This is a genomic window from Pseudomonas versuta, from assembly GCF_001294575.1.
GTDB lineage: Bacteria > Pseudomonadota > Gammaproteobacteria > Pseudomonadales > Pseudomonadaceae > Aquipseudomonas > Aquipseudomonas versuta.
The window spans coordinates 2500840-2522992 of sequence record NZ_CP012676.1 but is presented as its reverse complement, the minus strand read 5'-3'; the positions used below and the strand labels follow the sequence as shown (position 1 = coordinate 2522992).

General features: G+C 63.4%; 16 protein-coding genes and 2 pseudogenes. All 18 read left to right on the top strand.

Features of this window, described 5'->3' with window-relative positions; all coding sequences use genetic code 11:
* The first annotated feature begins 5 nt into the window (after nt 1-5).
* The 18 genes and pseudogenes from tssK to tssE all read left to right on the top strand — a co-directional run bounded on the left by tssK (nt 6) and on the right by tssE (nt 22142).
* Entirely contained in the window at nt 6-1361 is a 1356-nt protein-coding gene (gene tssK, locus AOC04_RS11040) for a type VI secretion system baseplate subunit TssK (protein ID WP_060693308.1), read from the top strand.
* Entirely contained in the window at nt 1358-2038 is a 681-nt protein-coding gene (tssL, locus tag AOC04_RS11035) for a type VI secretion system protein TssL, short form (RefSeq protein WP_060693306.1), read from the top strand. The genes tssK and tssL overlap by 4 nt, the downstream gene beginning before the upstream one ends.
* A gap of 6 nt (nt 2039-2044) precedes the next feature.
* Nucleotides 2045-3748 (top strand): OmpA family protein, encoded by a 1704-nt coding sequence (locus AOC04_RS11030; RefSeq protein ID WP_060693304.1) that lies wholly within the window; start codon nt 2045-2047, stop codon nt 3746-3748.
* Nucleotides 3749-3799: 51 nt separating this feature from the next.
* Nucleotides 3800-4291 carry an Hcp family type VI secretion system effector gene (locus tag AOC04_RS11025; RefSeq protein ID WP_060693300.1) on the top strand — a complete coding sequence of 164 codons (492 nt, stop codon included), beginning with the start codon at nt 3800-3802 and terminating at the stop codon, nt 4289-4291.
* 143 nt (nt 4292-4434) lie between these two features.
* Nucleotides 4435-7083 (top strand): type VI secretion system ATPase TssH, encoded by a 2649-nt coding sequence (tssH, locus tag AOC04_RS11020; protein ID WP_060693298.1) that lies wholly within the window; start codon nt 4435-4437, stop codon nt 7081-7083.
* Between the two features lie 2 nt (nt 7084-7085).
* Nucleotides 7086-9482, top strand: a complete 2397-nt coding sequence (locus AOC04_RS11015) for a type VI secretion system Vgr family protein (protein ID WP_060693295.1) — start codon at nt 7086-7088, stop codon at nt 9480-9482.
* The gene (locus AOC04_RS11010) at nt 9479-10279 is read left to right on the top strand and encodes a DUF4123 domain-containing protein (protein WP_060693292.1); all 801 of its coding nucleotides are present in this window, start codon (nt 9479-9481) and stop codon (nt 10277-10279) included. Before AOC04_RS11015 ends, AOC04_RS11010 begins: the two co-directional genes overlap by 4 nt.
* Before the next feature lie 5 nt (nt 10280-10284).
* Nucleotides 10285-10818, top strand: a complete 534-nt coding sequence (locus AOC04_RS11005) for a DUF3304 domain-containing protein (protein WP_082363699.1) — start codon at nt 10285-10287, stop codon at nt 10816-10818.
* Nucleotides 10806-11321, top strand: coding sequence for a DUF3304 domain-containing protein (locus AOC04_RS11000; protein ID WP_060693288.1), 516 nt, complete (start codon nt 10806-10808; stop codon nt 11319-11321). Before AOC04_RS11005 ends, AOC04_RS11000 begins: the two co-directional genes overlap by 13 nt.
* A 28-nt stretch (nt 11322-11349) precedes the next feature.
* Nucleotides 11350-11607, top strand: coding sequence for a PAAR domain-containing protein (locus tag AOC04_RS10995; RefSeq protein ID WP_060693285.1), 258 nt, complete (start codon nt 11350-11352; stop codon nt 11605-11607).
* Nucleotides 11604-12200, top strand: coding sequence for a hypothetical protein (locus AOC04_RS24170; protein WP_237178914.1), 597 nt, complete (start codon nt 11604-11606; stop codon nt 12198-12200). The genes AOC04_RS10995 and AOC04_RS24170 overlap by 4 nt, the downstream gene beginning before the upstream one ends.
* Before the next feature lie 42 nt (nt 12201-12242).
* Nucleotides 12243-12737, top strand: a complete 495-nt coding sequence (locus tag AOC04_RS24165) for a hypothetical protein (protein ID WP_237178911.1) — start codon at nt 12243-12245, stop codon at nt 12735-12737.
* On the top strand, nt 12721-16059 hold the full coding sequence (locus tag AOC04_RS10985; protein ID WP_237178910.1) for an ImcF-related family protein: 3339 nt from the start codon (nt 12721-12723) through the stop codon (nt 16057-16059). Before AOC04_RS24165 ends, AOC04_RS10985 begins: the two co-directional genes overlap by 17 nt.
* A 690-nt stretch (nt 16060-16749) precedes the next feature.
* Nucleotides 16750-18336: pseudogene (tssA, locus tag AOC04_RS10980) on the top strand (type VI secretion system protein TssA).
* Nucleotides 18337-18360: 24 nt separating this feature from the next.
* Entirely contained in the window at nt 18361-20127 is a 1767-nt protein-coding gene (gene tssF / locus AOC04_RS10975) for a type VI secretion system baseplate subunit TssF (RefSeq protein WP_060693284.1), read from the top strand.
* Nucleotides 20091-21181 (top strand): annotated as a pseudogene (gene tssG, locus AOC04_RS10970) (type VI secretion system baseplate subunit TssG). The gene tssF and the pseudogene tssG overlap by 37 nt, the downstream one beginning before the upstream one ends.
* Nucleotides 21162-21698: a type VI secretion system lipoprotein TssJ gene (gene tssJ / locus AOC04_RS10965; protein WP_060693283.1), complete on the top strand. Its 537-nt coding sequence runs from the start codon at nt 21162-21164 to the stop codon at nt 21696-21698. The pseudogene tssG and the gene tssJ overlap by 20 nt, the downstream one beginning before the upstream one ends.
* A gap of 3 nt (nt 21699-21701) precedes the next feature.
* Nucleotides 21702-22142, top strand: coding sequence for a type VI secretion system baseplate subunit TssE (tssE, locus tag AOC04_RS10960; RefSeq protein ID WP_060693281.1), 441 nt, complete (start codon nt 21702-21704; stop codon nt 22140-22142).
* The last annotated feature ends 11 nt before the right edge of the window (nt 22143-22153 follow it).

Below are 22153 nucleotides of genomic sequence, written 5' to 3'. Positions count from 1 at the left end.
ATGTCATGAAAATCGACCGCCCCCTGTGGGCTGCGGGTGCCTTGCTGTCCCCGCAACAATTCCAGCAGCAGGCTCGCTGGGAAGCCTGGGCCAACGAGAGCCTGGCCCACCTGGCCCTCGTTCACCCCTGGGGGGTCGAGGCGGTCGGCTTCGACCTGCAGGCCTTACGCCTGGGCAAGCTCAAGGCGACTCAACTGCGGGTACGCATGCCCGATGGCACCCTGATCGATTCCGACCATGTGGATCGGCTGCCGCCTGCTCTGGAGCTGGCCGCCCTGTTGCCCGGCAACGCCCGGACTGCAACCTTGCTGCTGGCGTTGCCGCTGGAGCAAGGCAATGGCAATAACTGCCTGTTCGACGGCTCGCGGGCCGACCGGCCGACCCGTTATCGCCAGCACTGGCGCCAAGTGCAGGACATCTACGCCGATGAGGTGCAGTCGATGGGGGTGCTGGGGCACGTCCTGAGCCTGCGCCTGGCCAACGATGAGAATGCCGATTATCTGACGTGCCCGGTCGCACGTCTGGTGCGCGACGGGCAGGGCGCCTGGCACCTAGACCCTGACTATGTGCCGCCACTGCTCAGCTTCGCGGCCCATCCGGGGCTGCTGGTCCAACTGGATAATCTGCTGACCCAATTGTCTGCCAAGCGGCAACGGTTGATGGGCATGCGGCGCGAGAGCAACCAGCGCATGGCGGATTTTGCCGTGGCCGATGTGTCGCTGTTCTGGCTGCTCAACGCGTTGAACACCTATCAACCGGTACTGGCCGATCTCAAGGCACAGCCGGCCCGTCATCCCGAGCAGGTGTACCTGGAGCTGATCAAGCTGGCCGGCAGCCTGCTGACCTTTTCTCTGGAACACGATATCGACAAGATTCCAGCCTATCGGCATGAGCGGTTGGAAACCGTATTTGCGCCCTTGATGCGCACCCTTTCGACCTTGCTGGAAGCCAGCCTGCCATCGCGGGTTATTGCCCTGGAGCTGGAGGCGACGGGAGCCAATCGCTGGCAAGTCACGCTCAATGATGCCCGCCTGCGTGAGCCGCAAGGTGCCGACTTCTACCTCTCGGTGCGTTGCCGCATGCCGGCTGCGCAGTTGCAGATCCAGTTCCCGCGCCTGTGCAAGGCGGGGCCTCCGGACGAGGTGGATTATCTGGTCAACGCAGCACTCGACGGCGTGCCATTGCAGGCCCTCAGTCATGTGCCGGCGGCCATTCCGCTGCGCCTGGAAAACCAGTACTTCGCCCTCGACCTTGATCATCCCAAAGGGCAGGCGATGCTGGCTGAAGGGACCTGCGCCTTTTACGTGCCGGGCACCTTGCCCGACATCAAGCTTGAACTGTTTGCGGTACTGCGCACATGAGCCTGAACATCAGCATAAAAACCGCTTTTACCGCGTCGGACCTGGATGCCTTATTGCAAGACAGCTACCTGCTGGTGGTCGAGTTGCGCCAGGGCGCTTCGATGCAAAACAGCCCGGGTTTATGGACCCGCTGCGAGCAGCAGGTCGAGCAGGTTCAGCAGGGCCTCAAAGACGCCGGTGTAAGCAAGCACAGCCTCGAGTTGATCAGCCACGCCCAGTGCGCCTTGCTGGATGAAACAGTCCTTGGTTGCGCCACGGACAATGCCCATGCCGACTGGGCCGGCAAACCCTTGCAGACGCGTTTTTTCAGCAGCCACCAGGCCGGTGAATTTTTGTACGAGCAGATGCGCGAAGCACTGTTGCAGCCCGCACCTGAGGTGCTGGTACTGACGGCCTTTCAGCGGGTCCTGATGCTTGGCTTCCAGGGCCGCTACCGCGATCTGAATGACCCCGAACGCGAGCAACTGCTGGCCGACCTCAATGCGCGCGTTGCCCCCCTGCAACTTAATCAGGCAATCACCACGCAAGGGAGCGGTCCATTCATGTCGTCGCTGGGCCGGTCAGCGTCGTCGCAGCTGCACATTCTGGCGGCGGGGCTGTTGCTGGTCGGCGTCTGGTGGGGGCTGGACCGCTGGCTGGGTGCACTGGTCGCCACCCTTGCGCCTGGCCAGGGGTGAGCGCTGATGACCCTCAAGCTGACACGAAGCCTGTGGCTGTGGGCCGGTGTACTGGCCTTTGCCCTGTTGTTGATCATGCCGTTTACTGGCTGGACCCGTGTCGTGGTTGCCCTGATGGTCGCGATCGGGGTGGCTCTGGCCTGGCGCCGCACGGGGCGCCTTTTTGCGCACCGGGGCCGGCGCCTGTTGCTGGGCGGCGAGGCATCTCTGCCGCCGGCTGCGTGGCGTCAGCCGGTGATCCTGGTCTGTGGGGACGGCCTGGGCGGTTTGTTTGGTGCAGTAACGGCCGGGCAACTGGCCGTGCGTACCACCGCGCAGGGTTGTTATGTGCGAGTACCGGCCGTGGACCAGCTTTGTACCGTGGCCACAGGCATTCTGGCCTTGCGCCCGGACTGGGGCGGGCAACTGAGCGTGATGTTCATCGCCAACCCCGGCGAGCACAGCGACGGCCAAAAGCTGGCGGGGCGGGTGCGGACCTTATGCAGCCAGCTCGCGTTGGTGCGCAAGCGTGGTATTGCCCTGCCGCTGGTGTTGGTGAGCTATCTGCAAGCGGCAAAAAGTGAAGGCGTCTGGTTCAGTTGGGAGGGCGCCCGGCCTGGCCCCGTGGTGCGTGACGCCAGTGCCTGCTGCACCCTGGCCGACTGGCAGCGCCAGGCCCCCGACAGCGCAACCGGCGCCTCCCGCCTGTGCCGCAGCCTTCAAATCGACAGTGCGGCCGCCTGGCTTAAGCAAAGCATACTGGCGCACTTTGCGAGCCGCGACCTTGGCCCGCCACTGGCCTGTGTCATCACCCAGGTCCCGGTGCTGCCAGGCACGGCCCAGGGCAATCTGTGGCAGCAATGGCTAGATAAAAAGACCGGGCTGACGGATGCCGGGCAATCGGTGGTGGGCGCCGATGCGGCGCTGCCATTTGCGGATCCGTTGCTCGATCTGTTGTCGGTCGGGCCCCGGCGTTCCCCGGTGTTGCGGGCCGGTATCACGGCGCTGTGGTTATTCGTGGTGGCTGCTGTGGTCGCCATGGTCAGCTCGGCCTGGGAAAACAAGCTGCTGTTGCGCCAGGTCAGCGATGATCTGCGCCGCTACCACGCCACTGCTCCCGCCGGACCGGCAGACCAGAGCCAATCAGCCTTGCGCGAAGACGCCGTTGCCGTGTTGCGCGAGGACGCCATGCGCCTGGACGCCTACTACCGGCATGGCGAGCCTGCTGCGCTCGGGCTGGGCCTGTACCGTGGCGAAATCTTACGCCTGCCTCTATTGGCGATCATTGCCAGGCATCGGCTGCCGGCACCGACACAGGTCGCAACCCCGGCGCCCGGCAAGACTTCCACCCCGGTGCGGCTGGACAGCCTGTCGCTGTTCGGCACCGCAAGCGCTGAACTCAAGCCGGGCTCGACCAAGGTGCTGATTGGCGCTCTGGTCAGCATCAAGGTCCAGCCAGACTGGTTGATCGTCATTGCCGGGCATACCGATGCCACCGGCAACCCTGAGCAAAACCTTCAGCTATCCCGCATGCGAGCCGCTGCGGTACGCGACTGGATGCAGCGCATGGGCGACATCCCCGACAGCTGCTTTGCCGTCCAGGGCTTTGGCGCCAGCCAGCCGTTGGCCAGCAATGACAGTGAGACCGGGCGTGCCGCCAACCGTCGCGTCGATATTCGCCTGGTGCCGGAAGCGGGGGCCTGCACGCTGCCCGCGACGACGCCGGGCTGAACCCCATCTGTCGCATCCCGCGGCAGTTGAATGTTGAGAAATGAGCTTCACATGGCTATTCCCGTTTACCTGTGGCTGAAAGATGACGGTGGTGACGATATCAAGGGATCTGTGGACGTACAAAAGCGCGAAGGCAGCATCGAGGTGCTGGCCCAGGACCACAGCCTGTACATCCCCACAGACAACAACACCGGCAAGTTGACCGGTACCCGCATCCACACCCCGTTCCTGTTCACCAAGGAAATCGACGCCTCCAGCCCCTATTTGTACAAGGCTGTGAGCAACGGCCAGACCCTCACTACAGCCGAGTTCAAGTGGTACCGCATTGATGATGCGGGCCAGGAAGTCGAGTACTTCAACACCACCCTGGCAAACGTCAAGGTGGTAAAGGTCGCGCCGAAAATGCACGACATCAAGGACCCGGCCAAGGAGCGGCACAACCACCTGGAACAGGTTGAGCTGCGCTACGAGAAGATCACCTGGACCTTCAAGGACGGCAACATCATTCACTCCGACTCCTGGAGCGAACGTCCGAGCGTCTGACGCCAGAAGACCTGCGGGCGGGTAACCGCCTGCAGGTTTGCGGTGTGCAGGGTTGAGCCTCCGTTCGCGGGCGCTGAGCCAAACACATCGAACGGCATGTGCCTTTGACGACCCGCCGAGAATCCACAACAGGGATGTACCCCATGGCCCACAATGCCACCCGTTTGCTGCGCCGCCTCAACCCCTATTGCGCCCAGGCCCTGAGTGCTGCGGCTTCCTTGTGCCAGAGCCGCGGCCACGGGCTGATCAGCATCGAACACTGGTTGCTCAAATTGCTCGAGCAGGGCGAGGGCGACCTGACTCTTATTGCCCGTCGCTACGAATGGGATATGGATGCCATCTGGCGTGGCCTGCTTGACCACCTCGACAGCCTGCCGCGCAGCGTGCAAGGCAAGCCGCAGCTGTGCGCCAGGCTGCAACAGCTGATCTGCAACGGCTGGCTGCTGGCTTCGCTGGACGGCCACTGCGAGACCCTGCGTTCGGCCCACCTGCTCGGTGCGCTGCTGGAAACGCCCGGGTTGCTCGCATGTGAGGCGGCCTGGCCGTTGCTCAGCATCAGCGCCAGCCAGTTGCAGCACTTGTCCGCACTGCTTGACCTGCACTCCGAAGAGCGCCCGCAGCTCCAGCCACAGGCCGCCGCGCAGTTCATCGAGATCCCGGTGGTGTCCACCGGCGATCAGGCGCAAGCGCAGCTGGCGGTACTGGACAAATTCACCCAGGACTTCACGGCCAAAGCCAGGGCAGGGCAGATCGACCCGGTGTTCGGGCGTGACGACGAGATCCGTCAGGTCATCGATATCCTCAGCCGTCGGCGCAAGAACAACCCGTTGCTGGTGGGCGAACCCGGGGTTGGCAAGACGGCGCTGGTCGAAGGCCTGGCATTGCGCATCAGCGAGGGCAATGTCCCTGACAGCCTCAAGCCGGTCAGCGTACGCAGCCTGGATTTGGGTTTGTTGCAAGCTGGCGCCGGGGTCAAGGGCGAGTTCGAACAACGCCTGAAAAACGTGATTGACGCGGTGCAACAAGCGCCGCACCCGGTGCTGCTGTTTATTGATGAAGCGCACACCCTGATCGGTGCCGGCAACCAGGCCGGCGGTGCTGACGCCGCCAACCTGCTCAAGCCGGCCCTGGCGCGTGGCGAATTGCGCACTATCGCCGCGACCACCTGGAGCGAATACAAGCAATATTTCGAGCGCGATGCGGCCCTTGAACGACGCTTCCAGACGGTCAAGGTCGACGAGCCCGACGACGCCAGCGCCTGCTTGATGCTGCGCGGCCTCAAGGCCCGCTATGCCAGCCATCACGGCGTGCATATCCAGGACGCCGCGGTACAGGCGGCGGTCAACCTCTCGCGGCGTTACCTCACCGGCCGCCAGTTGCCGGACAAAGCCGTCGACCTGCTCGACACCGCCAGTGCCCGGGTGCGCATGAGCCTGGACTGCGAGCCCCAGGCACTGGTTCGTCTCAAGGCCCGGCACAGCGCCCTGGAGCTGGAGCGCCTGGCCCTTGAACAAGACCGCCAACTGACTGGCAGCCCCGCCGCCGAGCGCCTGGCCAGCATCGCTGCGCAACACGCCGACCTGCAGCGCCAGCAAGCCGAACTGCAAGAGCAATACCGCCACGAACTCGACCTTACCCGACAACTGCTCGATGCCCGTCAGGCCCAACCGCCGCGCATGGACGCCTGCCTGCAGTTGCAACAACGGCTGAGCGCAGCCCAGGGCAACCAGCCCTTGCTGTCGCTGGACGTTAACGTGCGCAGCGTGGCCGAAGTGATTGCCGACTGGACCGGCGTACCCCTGGGCAGTTTGCTTAAGGACGAACAAGCCAGCCTGCTGCAGCTGGAACAACAACTGGGTGAGCAGGTGATCGGCCAGGATCACGCCCTTGGCGCCCTGGCCCGGCGTCTGCGTGCGGCCAAAACCGGTCTGACCGACGAGAAAGCGCCATTGGGCGTGTTCCTGCTGGTGGGCACCAGTGGCGTCGGCAAGACCGAAACCGCCCTGGCCCTGGCCAACCGGCTGTTCGGTGGCGAAAAATCGCTGATCACCCTCAACCTCTCGGAATATCAGGAAGCCCACACCGTCAGCCAGCTCAAGGGCTCGCCTCCCGGCTACGTCGGCTACGGCCAGGGCGGCGTGCTCACCGAAGCTGTACGCCAGCGGCCCTACAGCGTGGTACTGCTGGATGAAGTGGAGAAGGCCCACCGCGATGTCCTCAACCTGTTCTATCAGGTGTTCGACCGCGGCTGCATGCGCGATGGCGAAGGGCGCGAAATCGACTTTCGCAACACCGTGATTCTCATGACGTCAAACCTGGGCAGCGATCAACTGCACGCCTGCCTGCAACAGTCCCCTGAAGCGCCGGACAGCACCCTGCATCAGTTGCTGCGCCCGATCCTGTGCGAGCACTTCCAGCCGGCCCTGTTGGCGCGGTTCCAGACCCTGATCTACCGCCCCCTGCAAGCCGACGCACTGGAGCGCATCGTGGCGATCAAGCTGGGCCAGGTTGCCCGGCGCCTGCAGCGTCACTACGCCCTGGAGTGCCGCATCGACCCCGCCCTCAACCAGGCGCTGGTGCAGGCCTGCCTGCTGCCGGACACCGGGGCGCGCAACATCGACAGCCTGCTCAACCAGCAGATCCTGCCGGTGCTCAGCCAGCAGTTGTTGCAACGTCAGGCTGGCCGCCAGAAAACCCTTGGCGTGCACCTTGGCTACAACGCTGAAGACGGCATTGTCCTGCAGTTCATTGACGCTGCAGATGCGCAGTTACCCGGCGCCAAGGAGGCCTGAACATGTCCACTCAACTGCGCACTTTTTTTGACCACAGCCGCCATAAACTGTGGGTACGCAATGTGACTTCGCAGCTCGACGTCCTCGCCTTCGAGGGCCGCGAAGGCCTGAGCCAGGTGTTCAACTACCGGATTGAATTCACTTGCACCGACACTGATATCGCGGCCGAGTCCATGCTCGGCAAAGACGCCAGTTTCAGCCTCTACGCCCCCCTTAAACCGCTGCCTTATCGGGGTTTTGTCCGGCCCGAGATCAAGCCCTTGCGGGCATTGAACGGGGTGATCAGCAGCTTCAGGCGCCTGTCCGGTTCACGCGACGAAGGCCGCTACGAAATCACCCTCGAACCCCGCCTGGCGCTGCTGGGTCGCGGCCGGCAGTTCCGGATCTACCAGCACCAGACGGTGCCGGAAATTGTCGAAAGCATCCTGCGCAGCCGTCACGACTTTCGCGGCCAGGATTTTTTCTTCAACCTGCTATGGGAATACCCCAAGCGCCTGCAAGTGATGCAGTACGGCGAAAGCGACCTGGCCTTCATCACGCGGCTGCTGGCCGAGGTCGGCATCTGGTACCGCTTCACCCGCGATGAGCGCCTGAACATCGACGTAGTGGAATTTCACGATCACCAGCGCTTCTACCAGTTCGGCGTCGAGGTCGACTACCTGCCGCCCTCGGGCATGAGCAGCAGCGGCCACGACAGCGTCTGGGCCCTGCAATCGAGCCACCAGGTGGTGGAACGCCACGTCAACATCCGCGCCTATGACCCGCGCAACGTCCACGCCCATCTCGACGGCGAACTCGACCAGACCCGTGGCGCCAGCGGCACCTACGGCGAGGCCTACCATTACGCCGAGCCCTACACCGAAATGGGCGACCGCTACGCCTATGACGACGACCTGCCAACCGAAAGCGGCTACTTCTACGCGCGCATTCGCCACGAACGCTACCTCAACAGCCGCACCGGCCTCAGCGGGGTCAGCAGCAGCGCGACCCTGGCCCCCGGCCAGGTACTGACCGTCAACGGCGGCCCGCCCCAGGCCTTCCTGCCGCGCATAGTCATCACCCGAGTCACCACCCGGGCCGCCCGCGACCGCAGCTTCGAAGTCAACTTTGAAGCCATGCCGTACTCGCAAACGGTGTGCTTTCGCCCGCCCCTTGAGGCCAAACCCCAGATCGCCGGTACCGTTGCGGCGCGGGTCACCAGCCCGCAGCAACACGACCCCTACGCCCACATCGACCTCGAAGGTCGCTACAAGGTCAACTTCCTGTTCGACCGCGACAGCTGGCAGCCCGGTGTAGAAAGCCTGTGGCTGCGCCTGGCCCGACCCTACGCCGGTGGCACCCACGGCCTGCACCTGCCCCTGATCCCCGGCACCGAAGTGGCGGTGGCCTTCGAACAGGGCGACCCCGACCGCCCGTACATCGCCCACGCTTTGCACGACAACGAGCGCCCGGACCCTGTGAACTTGCGCAACTACAAGCGCAACGTGCTGCGCACCCCGACCAACAACAAATTGCGCATGGACGACACCCGCGGCCAGGAGCACGTAAAACTCAGCACCGAGCACAGCGGCAAGAGCCAGTTGAACCTGGGGCACATCGTCGATGCCCAGCGCAAACAGCGCGGCGAAGGTTTTGAACTGCGCACCGATGGCCGGGGGGCGATTCGGGGTGGCAAGGGCCTGTTTATCAGTGCCGATGAACAGCTCAAGGCCCAGGGCGAGGTTCTGGCCATGCAATCGGCCACTAGCCTGGTGCAGGGAGCGAAACAGCAAGTGGCCGACTGGCAAATCATCGCCCGGGCCCACCACAGCCGCCCGCCCGCGATTGACGGTCTGCAGCAGTTTCAGGACAGCGCCAAAGAGCTCGACGCCCCGGCGATCCTGCTCAGCGCACCCAAGGGCATCGGTGCGGTAACCCCGGCCAGCCTGCTGCTGAAAAGTGGCGAGGCGCTGTATGTGCAAAGCAATGACGAAATCAACCTGGCCGCTGCCCAGCGCCTGTCCCTTCACGCCAACCAGGCCATCTCGCTGCTGGCCCAGCAAGAAGGCATGCGCCTGGTCTCGGGCAAAGGCCCGCTGGCAATCGAATCCCACGGCGACGTAATGAACCTGATCGCCCAGCAGGACATCACCCTGCAATCGGTGCTGGGGCACCTGCAAGTGACCGCCAAAAACGGCATCACCCTGGGCTGTGGGGGTGCCTATATCCGTATTACCCCGCAAGGCGAGATCCAGATTCACGGCCCGGGGCTGATCAGCGTTAAAGGGCAGCACCGCCTGAATCCGGCATCCAGTGCAGATTTCCCCCTCCCTGAATTGCCCGATTCGGTGTGCAAGGAGTGCCTGAAAAAAGCCACTGCTGCGGCACAGGGTTTTGTAGCCAGAGAGGCGCAAGCATGAGTTCTGTTGATCGGGATACCTGGATCGAGCTGTTGGAGGTTTGCTGCGCACAAGTCAGCATCACCAGCCTGGATATCATTATTGATCAGGCCGCCGCTGACTCTGCGTTGCTCCCCAGTGTTCTGAGTGTCGAGCCTTCGTTGCCATGGCACTCATTATTCACCGGGTTGCCGGAGGCCGGCCTGGAGGATGAGGCGCCGTTGCTGGTGCGCGTCGATCTGGCGCAGCCCCTGCAGCGCCAGTGGCTGGTGGGTCTGGTGCAAGCGCTGGGTGGCCGTTCGCAGTTGCTGGTGCTGGCCTCCCTCTGGCCTTTTCAGGTCGTGGCCGAACATCTCGGACGCTGCCTGGAAGCGAGTAATGGTGGCTGTTCCGGCCTGTTGCGCTACTACGATCCGCGTCTGTTTCCGTTGCTTTTCAGTCATGTGCTTGAACCCGAACAGCAGCAGCAATTGTTGCGTCCGGCGGTCTTCTGGAGCTGGCTCGATCGCGACGGTCTTGCCGAAAGGCTTTTGGGAGCCCCCGATAACCCTGACTGGCCCGAAGACTTCGCCCCCATTGAACTGAGCGACAGCCAGCTGGAAACCCTTTGCTGCGCCAGCGATGCCACGCTGGCGATGCTGAGTCTTGCCGATGCCTTGCCGTGTGAAGGGAGCGCAGAAGAACGCTTTCAGATTTGCTTCGCGGCAATGCTGGACGCCACCCGGGACGGGTTGCTGCTGACTGCGCAACGCGAAGCCTACACCCTCGAAAGGTTGCGCAAGCTCTGTGCGCACCGCCCCGGACAAAACAGGAATTGAACCTTATGCCCAGATCCAGGGACGGCAGGTATCGCAGCGTCTTGCTCGGTACGCTAGTTGGCGTTTTGCTCGTGCACAACGCCAAGGCCAGCACGCTCGAAGCCATCAATCACACCCACTGGGCGATCAACCGCTTCAGTGTGGATGGCCGTTCGGGCCTCGACATCATCGGCCCGTACCAGGGTGGCGGGGGAGGTTGCTGTTACAGCGCGCCGTCGCGCTGGCAGCCGGGGCTTACGGTGCGTGTTGATTGGGAAACGGGGGCAAGTGGAGTCAGTGAACTTGCGGATGAATTTCCCGGTTTTGCCGATAGGCCTAAGTATTTTGCATGGAAGCAAAAAGTGAATGCCCAAAAACGCCAACTCAGCAAAGTAGTCCCCGTCCCCGACTACACCGGCCAAAAAGTCTGTGGCCTGACCGTGCACTTCCTGCCGTGCGATGAGCTCCAGGTCACTACGTCCTGCTACGCCTTCGGCAGCCCCGAATACCCGATCAAAACCCCACTGCACCTGCCGGAGCCTCAGTCATGTCCGCAATAAAGAGCCGTTTGCTCGTCAGAATCTGCGCCATGGTCGGGGCTGTGCTCGTGCAAAGCGCTCAGGCCAGCACACTCGAAGCCATCAATCACACCCACTGGGCCATTAACCGCTTCAGTGTGGACGGCCGTTCGGGCCTCGACATCATCGGCCCGTATCAGGGTGGCGGGGGAGGTTGCTGTTACAGCGCACCGTCGCGCTGGCAACCGGGGCTGACGGTGCGTGTTGATTGGGAAACGGGTGTAGCAGGTTCTAAAGGTTTTCCCGGTTTTGCTGATCGAGCCCGCTATAACTCTTGGCTTGAAAAAATGGAGGCTCAAAAACGCCAACACAGCAAAGTAGTCCCCGTCCCCGACTACACCGGTCAAAAAGTCTGCGGCCTGACCGTGCACTTTCTGCCGTGCGATGAGCTCCAGGTCACTACGTCCTGTGATGCCTACGGCAGCCCCGAATACCCGATCAAAACCCCGCTGCACTTGCCGGAGCCTCAATCATGTCCGCAGTAATGTGCAGCCTATATCTGGAGGTGTAGCGATGAAACCGGTGATCCGTCAGGGAGACACGTTAAGAGAATATGGAGGCGAAGTGCTGGAGGGACATTACGAGTGTCACGGCAAGCCGATTGCCTGTCAGGGCGATGCGGTGCACTGCAATCTGCACGGCCGGACCGAGATCGCCGAAGGCAGTGATCTGCTGCATATAAATGACCGGCCGGCGGCATTGCACGGTCATCGCAGCGCTTGTGGCTGCACGCTGGTCAGTTCAATGCCAGACAGTCTGGTGGCTTCATGAATACCGCGCCCGAGTTTGCCGCCTATCCCGTGGCACCGGCGCCGGTGTATTCGCGCTGGCTGGCATGGGCTGTTGCATTGCTGGTGCTGTCGGGCAGTGCCGGTGTGGCTTTGGGTTCGTTTATCGAGCCGCGCACGGCGGTTGTCGGTGGCGCTTTAGCAGTGCTGGTATGGCTGCTGGCCCTGTTGTTGCGCGTGTTGTACGTGCGCTTCAATCGGCATAACGCACTGTGTTATGCCGAGGCGGCGCAGCAAGCAGGTGAGGTCTGGTGGAAGCGCCATCGGGAGAAGGTCGCGCTGGTCGAGTCTGTACTGTTGGGCGCGACATGCAGCACATCACAACACGGGCGCCGGCTGTTCAGTCCGGACCATCAGCCTCCCGCACCGGCTAAAACCGACGAAGGTCAGACGTTACGCCTGGGTCAGGTGTTTGGGAAAGAGGTCGCCGAACGTGAGCGCAATCTGGCGATTTTGCTCGCTCTACAGTGGCAACAGCAGCGCACTGAAGATTCAGCCGTTGAGCCATTACGTTGCTACTGGCAGGGCTCAATGGCGGCCTGGCAAGCATTTGTCGAGCAGATGGCACGCTGTTAGGCGCAGGTTCAACTGCCCGATCAGCCCGAACCGTGGCAGGGGATGCAGAGCCTGGATGCGGTTATTGATCAACTGCAGGGTGCTCCTGCAACTGCCCGCATTCTCTGTGCCGGTTGCGAGTCTTCGCCTTTGCAGCAGGAAAGCCGCTTGCCGGCAGGCGAAGCCGCGGTGCTCTGGGTGCTCGGCCCGGAAGGTGGCGTGGGCTTTTCTCGGGGGGAATGGTTTGCGGCAGATACGGACTCCCTGCCTGCGGTGGCCAGGCGAGCGCTACAACAGAGCGAGCTGGCGGCACCGACGCCAATCTGCGTGACGTTTTCTCAGCCTAAGGTGCCTGATCTGTCTGCTTCCGGCTGGAACACCAGGCAGCACGTGCAAGACGCCAATTTTGGCGCCCTGGAAAGTCTGCAAGCCATGGTCGTACAAACGCTGGCTGCCTGGTATGTCGAGCAGCATCAGGTGCCTTGCGCCTGGCTGGCGAACGACCCTCATCACACTCTGGCCCTTGGAATCGTGCACCCCCATGACTCAAACAGTTGATTCTCCAAAAATCTCCCCCTGGAGTACGGCCTTACTGCTTGCGGTGATCCTGGCGTTGCTGGTGGCTACGGGCGCGATGATCTGGTGGTGGTTGATGGAGCCCCGGGTCAGCAGTCGTGCCGTCATGCAGGAACTGCTGCTTAAGGGCTTATTGCTGTGGGCATTATTGTTCGGTATGGCACTCATCACCTGGCAGATTGTTCTGCGCGGGATCCGCAAGCTGGTATATGGCTCCCGTTGGTCGCCATTGTCACCTTCCAAGAAGCCGGATACACCGGATCACCAGTCGCAGTTAACTCAATATTTGCAAACCCAATACGGCCTCTTCTGGCGCTATAAAGTCCGGCTGTTGCTGGTGGTGGGTGAGCCGGCAGAAATCGAAGCCGTGGCTCCGACCCTGGCCGCGCAGAAGTGGCTGGAGGGGCAGGGCACCGTGCTGTTGTGGGGTGGCAGCGCGCTGCTGGCGGCAGAGTCGTTCCAGCGCAATTGGGCCGGGCTCAGCCGCTGGCGTGCGCTGGACGGGGTGGTCTGGGCATTGACTGCAGCCCAGTACGCCGATGACGGGGCAACGACCTCGGGTGCGCGGCAGTTGCAGAGCCTGGCCCGCAGCCTGCACTGGCAGTTGCCGTTGTACCTGTGGCAGGTCTGCGAGAGTGCCTGGCCGCAGCCCTCGCGCAAGCTGCAGGAGGTCGGTTGCCGGTTGCCTGCACGAGACAGCGCTGCGGCGCTGGAAACTGCGCTGAATACCTTGCTCGAGCCTCTGCGTCGTGAGGGGCTGGAGCAGATGAACACCGACAGGAGTCACGATTTTTTGCTGCGTCTGTCGCGGGATTTGCAGGTCGGGGGCATTGCCCGCTGGCGGTGTACCCTGGCGCGGCTGGCCGCCTGTTTCGGCCATGGCGTGCCGTTGCGCGGGTTGTGGTTCAGCCTGCCGCTGGCGGCCCCGACCCATGAATCGAAACATGACTGGCTGGCACCTGCGGCGTGGCACGGGGTGCTGGGCGACAAGTCCGGGCGCCGTCGATTGGGCTGGAGCGCTCCGCGGGTTGCTTATGGGCTAGCGCTGGGTTTGGCGCTGGTGTGGGGCGCGGGGTTGTTGCTGTCGTTTATCAGCAACCGGGTGCAGATCGCCCAAGTGCAAAGCTCCTTGGCGGCGTTGCAGCAGCCGGGCAATGCGGACGAGCAACTGAGGGCGTTCAACGATCTGGTGCGCGAGCTGGGACGCCTGGATTATCGCGCCGAACATGGCGAGCCCTGGTATCTGCGTTTTGGCCTGAGCCAGAACCAGCACCTGCTGGAGGTCATGTGGCCGCGCTATGTCGAGGCCAACAATAGCGTGCTGCGTGACCTGACGACGGCCAGGTTGCAGCGCCAGCTCAATGCCTTGATCCGCTCGCCGGCGGGCAGCCCGCAACGGGCCGAACGGGCGCAAGGCGCCTATGAACAATTGAAGGCCTACTTGATGCTGGCGCGCCCGGAAAAAGCCGATGCGAGCTTTTTGGTCAAGGCGCTGGGCAACGCCGACCCGCTGCGCGACGGGGTGTCGCCGGGGCTCTGGCAAGCGCTGTCGCCGAGCCTGTGGCAGTTCTACGGTGAGCATCTGGCGGCGAATCCGCAGTGGGCCATCAAGGCCGACCCGGGGCTGGTGGCGCAGGCGCGCCAGATCCTGCTCAGCCAGTTGGGCCAGCGCAACGCCGACACCCACTTGTACCGTCAGGTGCTCGACGCGGCGGCCCATCATTACCCTGATTTGAGCTTGCAGCAGATGGTGGCTGAAACCGACGCGGCGGCGCTGTTCTCCACGGCGGCGCGGGTGCCGGGGGTGTTCACCCGCCAGGCCTGGGAGGGTCAGGTGCGCCGGGGGATTGAACAGATCGCCGACGCCCGGCGCGAGGAAATCGACTGGGTGCTCAGCGACAATCAGGCCGAGATCGCCCAACAACTGACCCCTGACGAACTGCGCGAACGCCTCACCGAACGCTACTTTCAGGACTACGCCAACGCCTGGCTGGATTTTCTCAACAGCCTGCGCTGGCAGCAGGCCGCCAGCTTGCCGGGGGTGATCGATCAATTGACCCTGATCAGCGATGTGCGCCAGTCGCCGCTGATTGCGCTGATGAACACCCTGGCCTATCAGGGCCAGGCCGGCACCCGCAGCCAGGCCCTGGCTGACTCGCTGATGAAGTCGGCGCAGCAGTTGATGAACCAGGACAAGGTCGAAGCGATCGACCAGCAAGTCCGTGGCCCGGGCAGCCCGCTGGACGCCACGTTCGGTCCGCTGCTGAGCTTGCTGGGCAAGGACCCGGCGGGCAATACCGAGACCGAGCGCTTGAGCCTGCAGGCCTACCTGACTCGGGTCACCCGGGTGCGCTTGAAACTGCAGCAAGTGAGCACCGCGCCCGACCCGCAGGCCATGACCCAGGCGCTGGCGCAAAGCGTGTTTCAGGGCAAGAGCATCGACCTCACCGACACCCGGTCCTACGCCAGCCTGGTGGCCGCCAGCCTTGGCGAACAGTGGAGCAACGTCGGCCAGACGCTGTTCGTGCAACCGCTGGAGCAAGCCTGGCAACGGGTGCTGCAGCCCTCGGCGGCGGGGCTCAACAGCCAGTGGCAGCGGGCGATTGTCAGCGACTGGCAGGCGGCTTTTGTCGGGCGCTACCCGTTTGCCGACACCCGCAGCGATGCCTCGCTGGCGATGCTGGGGCAAATGATTCGGGCTGATTCGGGGCGCATCGAACGTTTTTTACAAAGCCAGCTGAGCGGGGTCTTGCGCAAGGAAGGCAGCCGCTGGGTGGCCTACCCTCAGCATGCGCAGGGCCTGCGTTTGACCCCGCAGTTTGTGGCGGCGATCAACCAGCTGAGCCACTTGGCGGATGTGCTCTACACCGACGGTGGCATGGGCCTGAGCTTTGAGTTGCAAGGCAAAGCGGTGCGCGATGTGGTGCAGACCACCTTCATTTTCAACGGGGCCAAACATGAGTACTTCAACCAGCGAGAGTTCTGGCAGCGCTTCAACTGGCCGGGCAGCAGCGACCATCCGGGGGCGAGCCTGAGCTGGATCAGCGTGCGCACCGGCGAACGTTTGTTTGGTGATTACCCGGGCACCTGGGGGTTGATCCGCCTGCTGGAACAAGCCCGGGTCACGCCGCTGAATGATGGAGAGAGCCGCTACCGGCTGGTGCTCGATGCTCCGGACGGGCTGGGGTTGACCTGGCACCTGCGCACCGAACTGGATGCCGGGCCGCTGGCCTTGCTCAAGTTGCGCAACTTCACGCTGCCGGGGCAGATATTCCTTGGCGAGAACGGCGCAAAAACCCTGTGAAAACCTTCGTAGCAGCTGACGAGTGAAACCGGAGCCATTGTGCACGCTGGATTACGGTCGCTGCGCGACCGGACGTAGCCTTCGGCGACTGCTACGAAAAGCGGAGTTGTAGTCGCTGACGAGGAACGAGGCTGCGATAAGGGCCGCAGGGCCTTCAATTGCGGGGCCTGCTGCGCAGTCCATCGCAGCCTCGTGCCTCGTCAGCGACTACAGGTGGGCGGCAATGAGCGTGATGGTCGCTGTGCGACCGGACGTAGCCTTCGGCGACTGCTACGAAAAGCGGAGTTGTAGTCGCTGACGAGGAACGAGGCTGCGATAAGGGCCGCAGGGCCTTCAATTGCGGGGCCTGCTGCGCAGTCCATCGCAGCCTCGTGCCTCGTCAGCGACTACAGGTGGGTGGCAACGAGCGTGATGGTCGCTGTGCGACCGGACGTAGCCTTCGGCAACTGCTACGAAAAGCGGAGTTGTAGTCGCTGACGAGGAACGAGGCTGCGATAAGGGCCGCAGGGCCTTCAATTGCGGGGCCTGCCGCGCAGTCCATCGCAGCCTCGTGCCTCGTCAGCGACTACAGGTGGGCGGCAATGAGTGTGATGGTCGGGGCGTAGCCTTCGGCAACTGCTACGCAATACGGGTGTTTGGTGCTGGTGAGAACGCCGCAAAAATGTCTTATGCACAGAATGGAAGCTTTGAATGACTCTGCAAACCTTGATTACTCAGTGCCTGGGCGAGCGTGACCCTCTGGGGGTGGCGCGCAGTCAGGCCGAACACTGGTAACCCTGGCTCGAGCCCGTCAGCGCAGAGTCGCCGGTGGGGCAGGACCCGGGCTATGACGATGACTTCCAGCGCATGCGTGAAGAGGTCAACAAGATGTCCGGGGCGGATGCCGAGCGGGTGGTGGAACTGGCGCACAAGCTGTTCACCCATACCTGTAAGGACCTGCGGGTGGCGACGTATTACTTGTGGGCGCGTTTGCACCGCGACGGTGAGGCCGGGCTGGCTGACGGGCTTGGTCTGTTGGCGGCGTTGCTGGAGCGTTACCCCGAGCAGGTGCTGCCGCCGCGCCCCAATAGCCGCAAGATGGCTCTGGAATGGCTGGCCGGGACCAAGGTGCTGGACAGCCTGTCGCTGTACCCCGAGGTGGTGCGCAGCGAGGCCGAGCGTACGGTCGCGGCGCTGGCCTGGCTGGAGCGCGGGCTTGAGGCCTGGCCCCAGGATCAGCGACCGGCGCTGGGGGCGCTGTATGGCGCGTTGTCCGCGCGGTTGAACCGGTCCGGCGGGGTGGATGCGCTGGTGCCGCAGCACAGTGTCAGTCACGCGTCGGTCGTGCAAAGTGCGGCGCCGAGCGCCACGGCGATCAAGTCCGGCCGCGACCTGCTGGATACCGGCCGGGCATTGGCCGGGTATTTGCGCGAGCAACCCCATGGCTGGCTGGCAGCCCATCGCCTGATGAAGAGTCTGCGCTGGGACACGGTGCATCAGGTGCCGCCCGAGGACGCTGGCGGCAAGACGCGTCTGGCTGCGCCGCGCAGTGATTATCGGGCGCAACTCAAACGCCTGTATCTGCAGCAAAGCTGGGGCGAATTGCTCGATCAGGTGGAGCGGGTATACGCCGAGGGGGTGAACCATTTCTGGCTGGATTTGCAGTGGTACCTGCATCAGGCACTGAGCAAACAACCGGCGCCTCTGGAGGGTTGGGCCGATATCGTCCAGCGTGATCTGGGGATGCTCCTCGAACGCCTGCCGGGCCTGGAGCTGTTGCTATGGAGCGACGGTACGCCCTTCGCCGACGAGACCACTCGCGACTGGATCGCCCGCCACGTCAGCGGCAATCGCGTGCAGCAATGGCTGCCGGCACCCAAGGTGCAAGTGAGCAGCTCGGACGCCGAGATCCTGGCGCTGGAGGACGAAGCCCGGGTCCAGGCCGACAGCGACGGGGTGGACGCGGCGCTGGCCTGGCTGGCGGCCCGGCCCAGGCTCCAGACCGGGCGTCAGCGCTGGCTGCTGCGGCTGCTGATGGCCCGCGTGGCCGAGCAATACGGCAAGGCTGATCTGGCCATGCACCTGCTGACCGATCTGGACGCTACCGCGCAGCACCAGGCCTTGTCGGTGTGGGAGCCGGAGCTGAACTTTGAGGTCAAGGCCCGCCTGCTCAAGCTGTTGCGGTTGAAAGCGCAACGCAACGATGCCGACAAACCGGCCCTGGCCCGTCGTACCGAATCGCTGCTGGGCGCACTGGTGGCGATTGACCCGGTACGCGCTGCGGTGCTGTGCGCCTAACTCTCTGTGATGTGGAATATTTTTGTGAGCATGGACAATTTGACACTGCGCTACTTCGACGCCGAAATGCGTTACCTGCGCGAAGCCGGCAAGGAGTTCGCCGAAGCATTCCCGGACCGGGCGAGCCAGCTCAATCTGGACAAGCCGGGGGCACAAGACCCCTATGTGGAGCGCCTGTTCGAGGGCTTTGCGTTCTTGATGGGGCGCCTGCGCGAGAAGCTCGACGATGATCTGCCGGAGCTGACCGAGGGGCTCGTCAGCCTGCTGTGGCCCCATTATTTGCGCACCATTCCCTCGCTTTCGATCATCGAACTGGCACCCGATCTTGCGCAAATGAAGCACAGCGAGGCGATTGCCAGGGGCTTTGAGGTGTTATCCCGGCCGATCGGCCCGCAACGCACCCGCTGCCGTTACACCACCACCCAGGATCTGGCCGTGCAGCCGCTGGCCCTGGAATCGGTGCGCCTGGCCCATGAGGCGGATGGCCGTTCGCTGCTGCGGCTGCGTTTTAGCTGCGGCGGGTTGACCGACTGGAGCCAGATCGACCTCAGCCGCCTGGCGTTGTACCTCAATGCCGACGCGCCGCTGGCCAGTGCCTTGCACCAGGCGCTGACCCTGAACATGCAGGCGCTGTACTCGCGCCTGCCGGAGCAGGAGCGCCAGCCACTGGACGCGCATTTTGCGCCCAGGGGCTTTGCCGACGAGGACCGCCTGTGGCCCAAAGGGGACAGCGCGTTCAGCGGCTATCAATTGTTGCTGGAGTACTTCACCTTCCGCGAGAAGTTCATGTTCGTCACCCTCTGTGGTCTCGAACAACTGAACCTTGCGCCCGCTACCCCCTGGTTCGAACTGGAGGTGGTGCTGCGCGAGCCCTGGCCGCAGGCATTCAGTGTGAGCAGCGAGCATATTCGCCTGCATTGCGTGCCGGTGATCAACCTGTTCACGCTGGAGGCCGATCCGCTGACCCTGGCGCCGTTGCAGAGCGACTACCTGCTGCGGCCCATGCGGTTACAGGACGGGCACACGGAAATTTATTCGGTGGACCAGGTCACTTCATCAAAGGATGCCGTACGCCAGGACTATGTGCCGTTCACCAGCTTTCGGCACAAGGGCGGGATGCTGCGCGACGACGCGCCGGAGCGTTATTTCCATACCCGTTTGAAGCGTTCGGCCAAGGGGCTGCACGACACCTGGCTGATCCTGGGGGGGGAGGGCTTCGACAAGGACCTGCTCAAAGACGGCGAAAGCCTGTCATTGCGCCTGACCGGCACCAACGGTCTGTTACCGCGCAAGGCGTTGCAAAGCACCTTGCTCGACACGCTGGTGCAGACCATCCGCAGCGGCCTGCGGGTGCGCAATCTGTGTGCCCCCAGCCTGCCGTGCTACCCCCCTGACCGGGATCGTTTTCATTGGCGCGTGCTCAGCCATCTGGGGTCGAACTTCTTGCCGATGCTCGACAGTGCCGAGGTGCTGCGCGGCACGCTGGCGTTATACGACTGGACTGCCAGCGAGCTGAACCGGCGTCGACTGGAGGCGATTGTCGGGGTTCGCCATCATCTGGTGCAGCGCTTCGAGAAAGGTTTTCTGCTGCGCGGGGTGGATATCGAAGTGACCCTGGACAGCAGCGGCTTTTCGGGGGAGGGCGACATCAGCCTGTTCGGCGAAATGCTCCATCGCTTCTTTGGCCTGTATGCCGACATTCATTTATTCAACCAGCTCACGCTGATCTTGCAACCTGAAGGGAAGTGCCTGCGATGGAACGAGAACCACAGTCAGCGTATACCCGGCTGAAAGCCGCCGGTGTGCTGCAAGCGCTGCAAGGGCGGGTCGCCGAAGCCGGTATGTACCGTTTCTGTCAGCTGCTGGAACAGGCTTTGCCCGACCACCCGCCGCTGGGCAGTACTGCGCACCCGGCGGATGACCCGGTGCGTTTTCGCCCCGACCCCGGCATGGGTTTTCCTGCGGGTGAGCTCAAGGCCATCGAAACCGATGCGCACCATCCTGACCGTCCGGCCACGGTACGCACCCGTCTGCTGGGCCTGTACGGCATCGACTCGCCAATGCCGACGAGCTATCTGGATGATATTGCCCAGCGTCGCGAAGGCCATGATGCCCTGGAGGCGTTCCTGGATATTTTCAACCACCGGATCTTCACCCAGTTCTATCGCATCTGGCGCAAGTACTCCTACCTGGCGACGTTCGAGGCCGGTGGCCGTGATGCAACTTCGCAATGCCTGTTGGGGCTGATTGGCCTGGGGATTCCTGGCACTGCCAAGCAGATCGCAACGCCAGTATCGCGCTTCCTGGCGTTACTGGGGGTGATGCGTCTGCCCACCCGCAACGCCGAAGGGATCATGGCGCTGGTCAAGTTGCTGGCCCCCATACCCGGGCCCGGGTGACCCCGAACTGGCCACAGAAAGTGGCACTGGCGCAGCCGGCCAGCCTGTCGGCCAGTGACCCGGTGAGCTTGTCCCGGGGCACGCCGCTGGGCAGCGTCGGCCATGACGTCAACAGTCAGTTGCACCTGGCGCTGTTCACCGAGGACCCGGACGAAGCGCGTGGCTGGTTGCCGGGTAATCCGTTGCACAGTGATTTGCTGGTGTTGCTGCGGGTGTATCTGGGCTGGCGATGCACCGCGATATTGCAGCTGTCGTTGCCGCTGCGCAGCCTGCCCAAACCTGTGCTCGGTGGTGCGCCGGTGCTGCTGGGCATGACCGGGGTGCTGGGCAGCGAGGCCAGGCCGGTCGAGGCAGACGAAATTGTCACCATCAATCTGGGCCGATACCAAGGCCTGCACAGCAACCCCCAGTACAGAGAAGCACAGCATGTCGCGTACCGTTTTTAATCTATTGCCGGTGGCAGTATTCGGTGTACTGCTGGGCGGCTGCGGCCTGACCCAGAGCCTGTCCGACACCGGCTCGTCTACGACCCGGGCGATCTTCTACAAGCAGGTGAAAACCCTGCACCTGGACTTTAGCGCCCGCGCAGGGATGAACACTGACGAGGCGGATATGAGTGGTGTGTCGGTGTCCACCGTGGTGCGGGTCTATCAGCTGCGCGACATCAAGGCGCTGAACAAGGCTGGGTACGACAGCGTGCTGAACGATGCCGACAATCTGCTGCGTGCCGATTTGCTGGCGCAGCGGGCGCTGGTGGTCAAGCCAGCAGCGGGCGCGCACCTGAACATGGCGCTGGATAACGATGCGCAGTTCGTCACGGTGGTTGCGTTGTTTCGCACCCCCGATACCCGCCTGCACACCTGGCGCCTGACGCTGGGCCGCGATGAGCTGGACCCGCAGCGGGCGCGGGTGATCGAGCTGGGCAACAACCGGCTGACCTTGCAACCGCTGGCGCAGGAGTGAGCCGTGAGCCAGATCAATCCTTCGCTCTACGAAACGCTGCTACAGAATTTCGACGGCGAGCTGGACCTTTACAGCGTCCCGGAAGAGGACCAGTACACCCTGTCAGTGCTGGACAACCTGCAACGCATCCTCAACAGCCGGGCAGGGTCGCTCAGCCACCTGCCGGACTACGGCTTGCCGGACATGGGCCTGACCCTGCAAGGACTGCCGGGCGCCGCGCACGAGCTGATGGGCACGTTGGTCAACACCTTGCTCAAGTACGAGCCGCGCCTGGCTGCGCTGCATATCGACCTGCTGGAGCAGACCCGGCCGGGTCATCTGGAATATGCCCTGCATGCGCAGCTCAAAGGGGGCGGGCAGGTGACCTTCGGCACGAGTCTGGGGGCCGAAGGCAAAGTGCTGGTGCGCCATCTGAAGCGGCAGAACTATTTGCCGCTGCCGTAAACCTCATGCAA

Bases quoted from the DNA above. Each gene is read 5' to 3' on its own strand.
- tssK (WP_060693308.1), top strand. From the start codon at position 6: ATGAAAATCGACCGCCCCCTGTGGGCTGCGGGTGCCTTGCTGTCCCCG.
- tssL (WP_060693306.1), top strand. From the start codon at position 1,358: ATGAGCCTGAACATCAGCATAAAAACCGCTTTTACCGCGTCGGACCTG.
- AOC04_RS11030 (WP_060693304.1), top strand. From the start codon at position 2,045: ATGACCCTCAAGCTGACACGAAGCCTGTGGCTGTGGGCCGGTGTACTG.
- AOC04_RS11025 (WP_060693300.1), top strand. From the start codon at position 3,800: ATGGCTATTCCCGTTTACCTGTGGCTGAAAGATGACGGTGGTGACGAT.
- tssH (WP_060693298.1), top strand. From the start codon at position 4,435: ATGGCCCACAATGCCACCCGTTTGCTGCGCCGCCTCAACCCCTATTGC.
- AOC04_RS11015 (WP_060693295.1), top strand. From the start codon at position 7,086: ATGTCCACTCAACTGCGCACTTTTTTTGACCACAGCCGCCATAAACTG.
- AOC04_RS11010 (WP_060693292.1), top strand. From the start codon at position 9,479: ATGAGTTCTGTTGATCGGGATACCTGGATCGAGCTGTTGGAGGTTTGC.
- AOC04_RS11005 (WP_082363699.1), top strand. From the start codon at position 10,285: ATGCCCAGATCCAGGGACGGCAGGTATCGCAGCGTCTTGCTCGGTACG.
- AOC04_RS11000 (WP_060693288.1), top strand. From the start codon at position 10,806: ATGTCCGCAATAAAGAGCCGTTTGCTCGTCAGAATCTGCGCCATGGTC.
- AOC04_RS10995 (WP_060693285.1), top strand. From the start codon at position 11,350: ATGAAACCGGTGATCCGTCAGGGAGACACGTTAAGAGAATATGGAGGC.
- AOC04_RS24170 (WP_237178914.1), top strand. From the start codon at position 11,604: ATGAATACCGCGCCCGAGTTTGCCGCCTATCCCGTGGCACCGGCGCCG.
- AOC04_RS24165 (WP_237178911.1), top strand. From the start codon at position 12,243: ATGCAGAGCCTGGATGCGGTTATTGATCAACTGCAGGGTGCTCCTGCA.
- AOC04_RS10985 (WP_237178910.1), top strand. From the start codon at position 12,721: ATGACTCAAACAGTTGATTCTCCAAAAATCTCCCCCTGGAGTACGGCC.
- tssJ (WP_060693283.1), top strand. From the start codon at position 21,162: ATGTCGCGTACCGTTTTTAATCTATTGCCGGTGGCAGTATTCGGTGTA.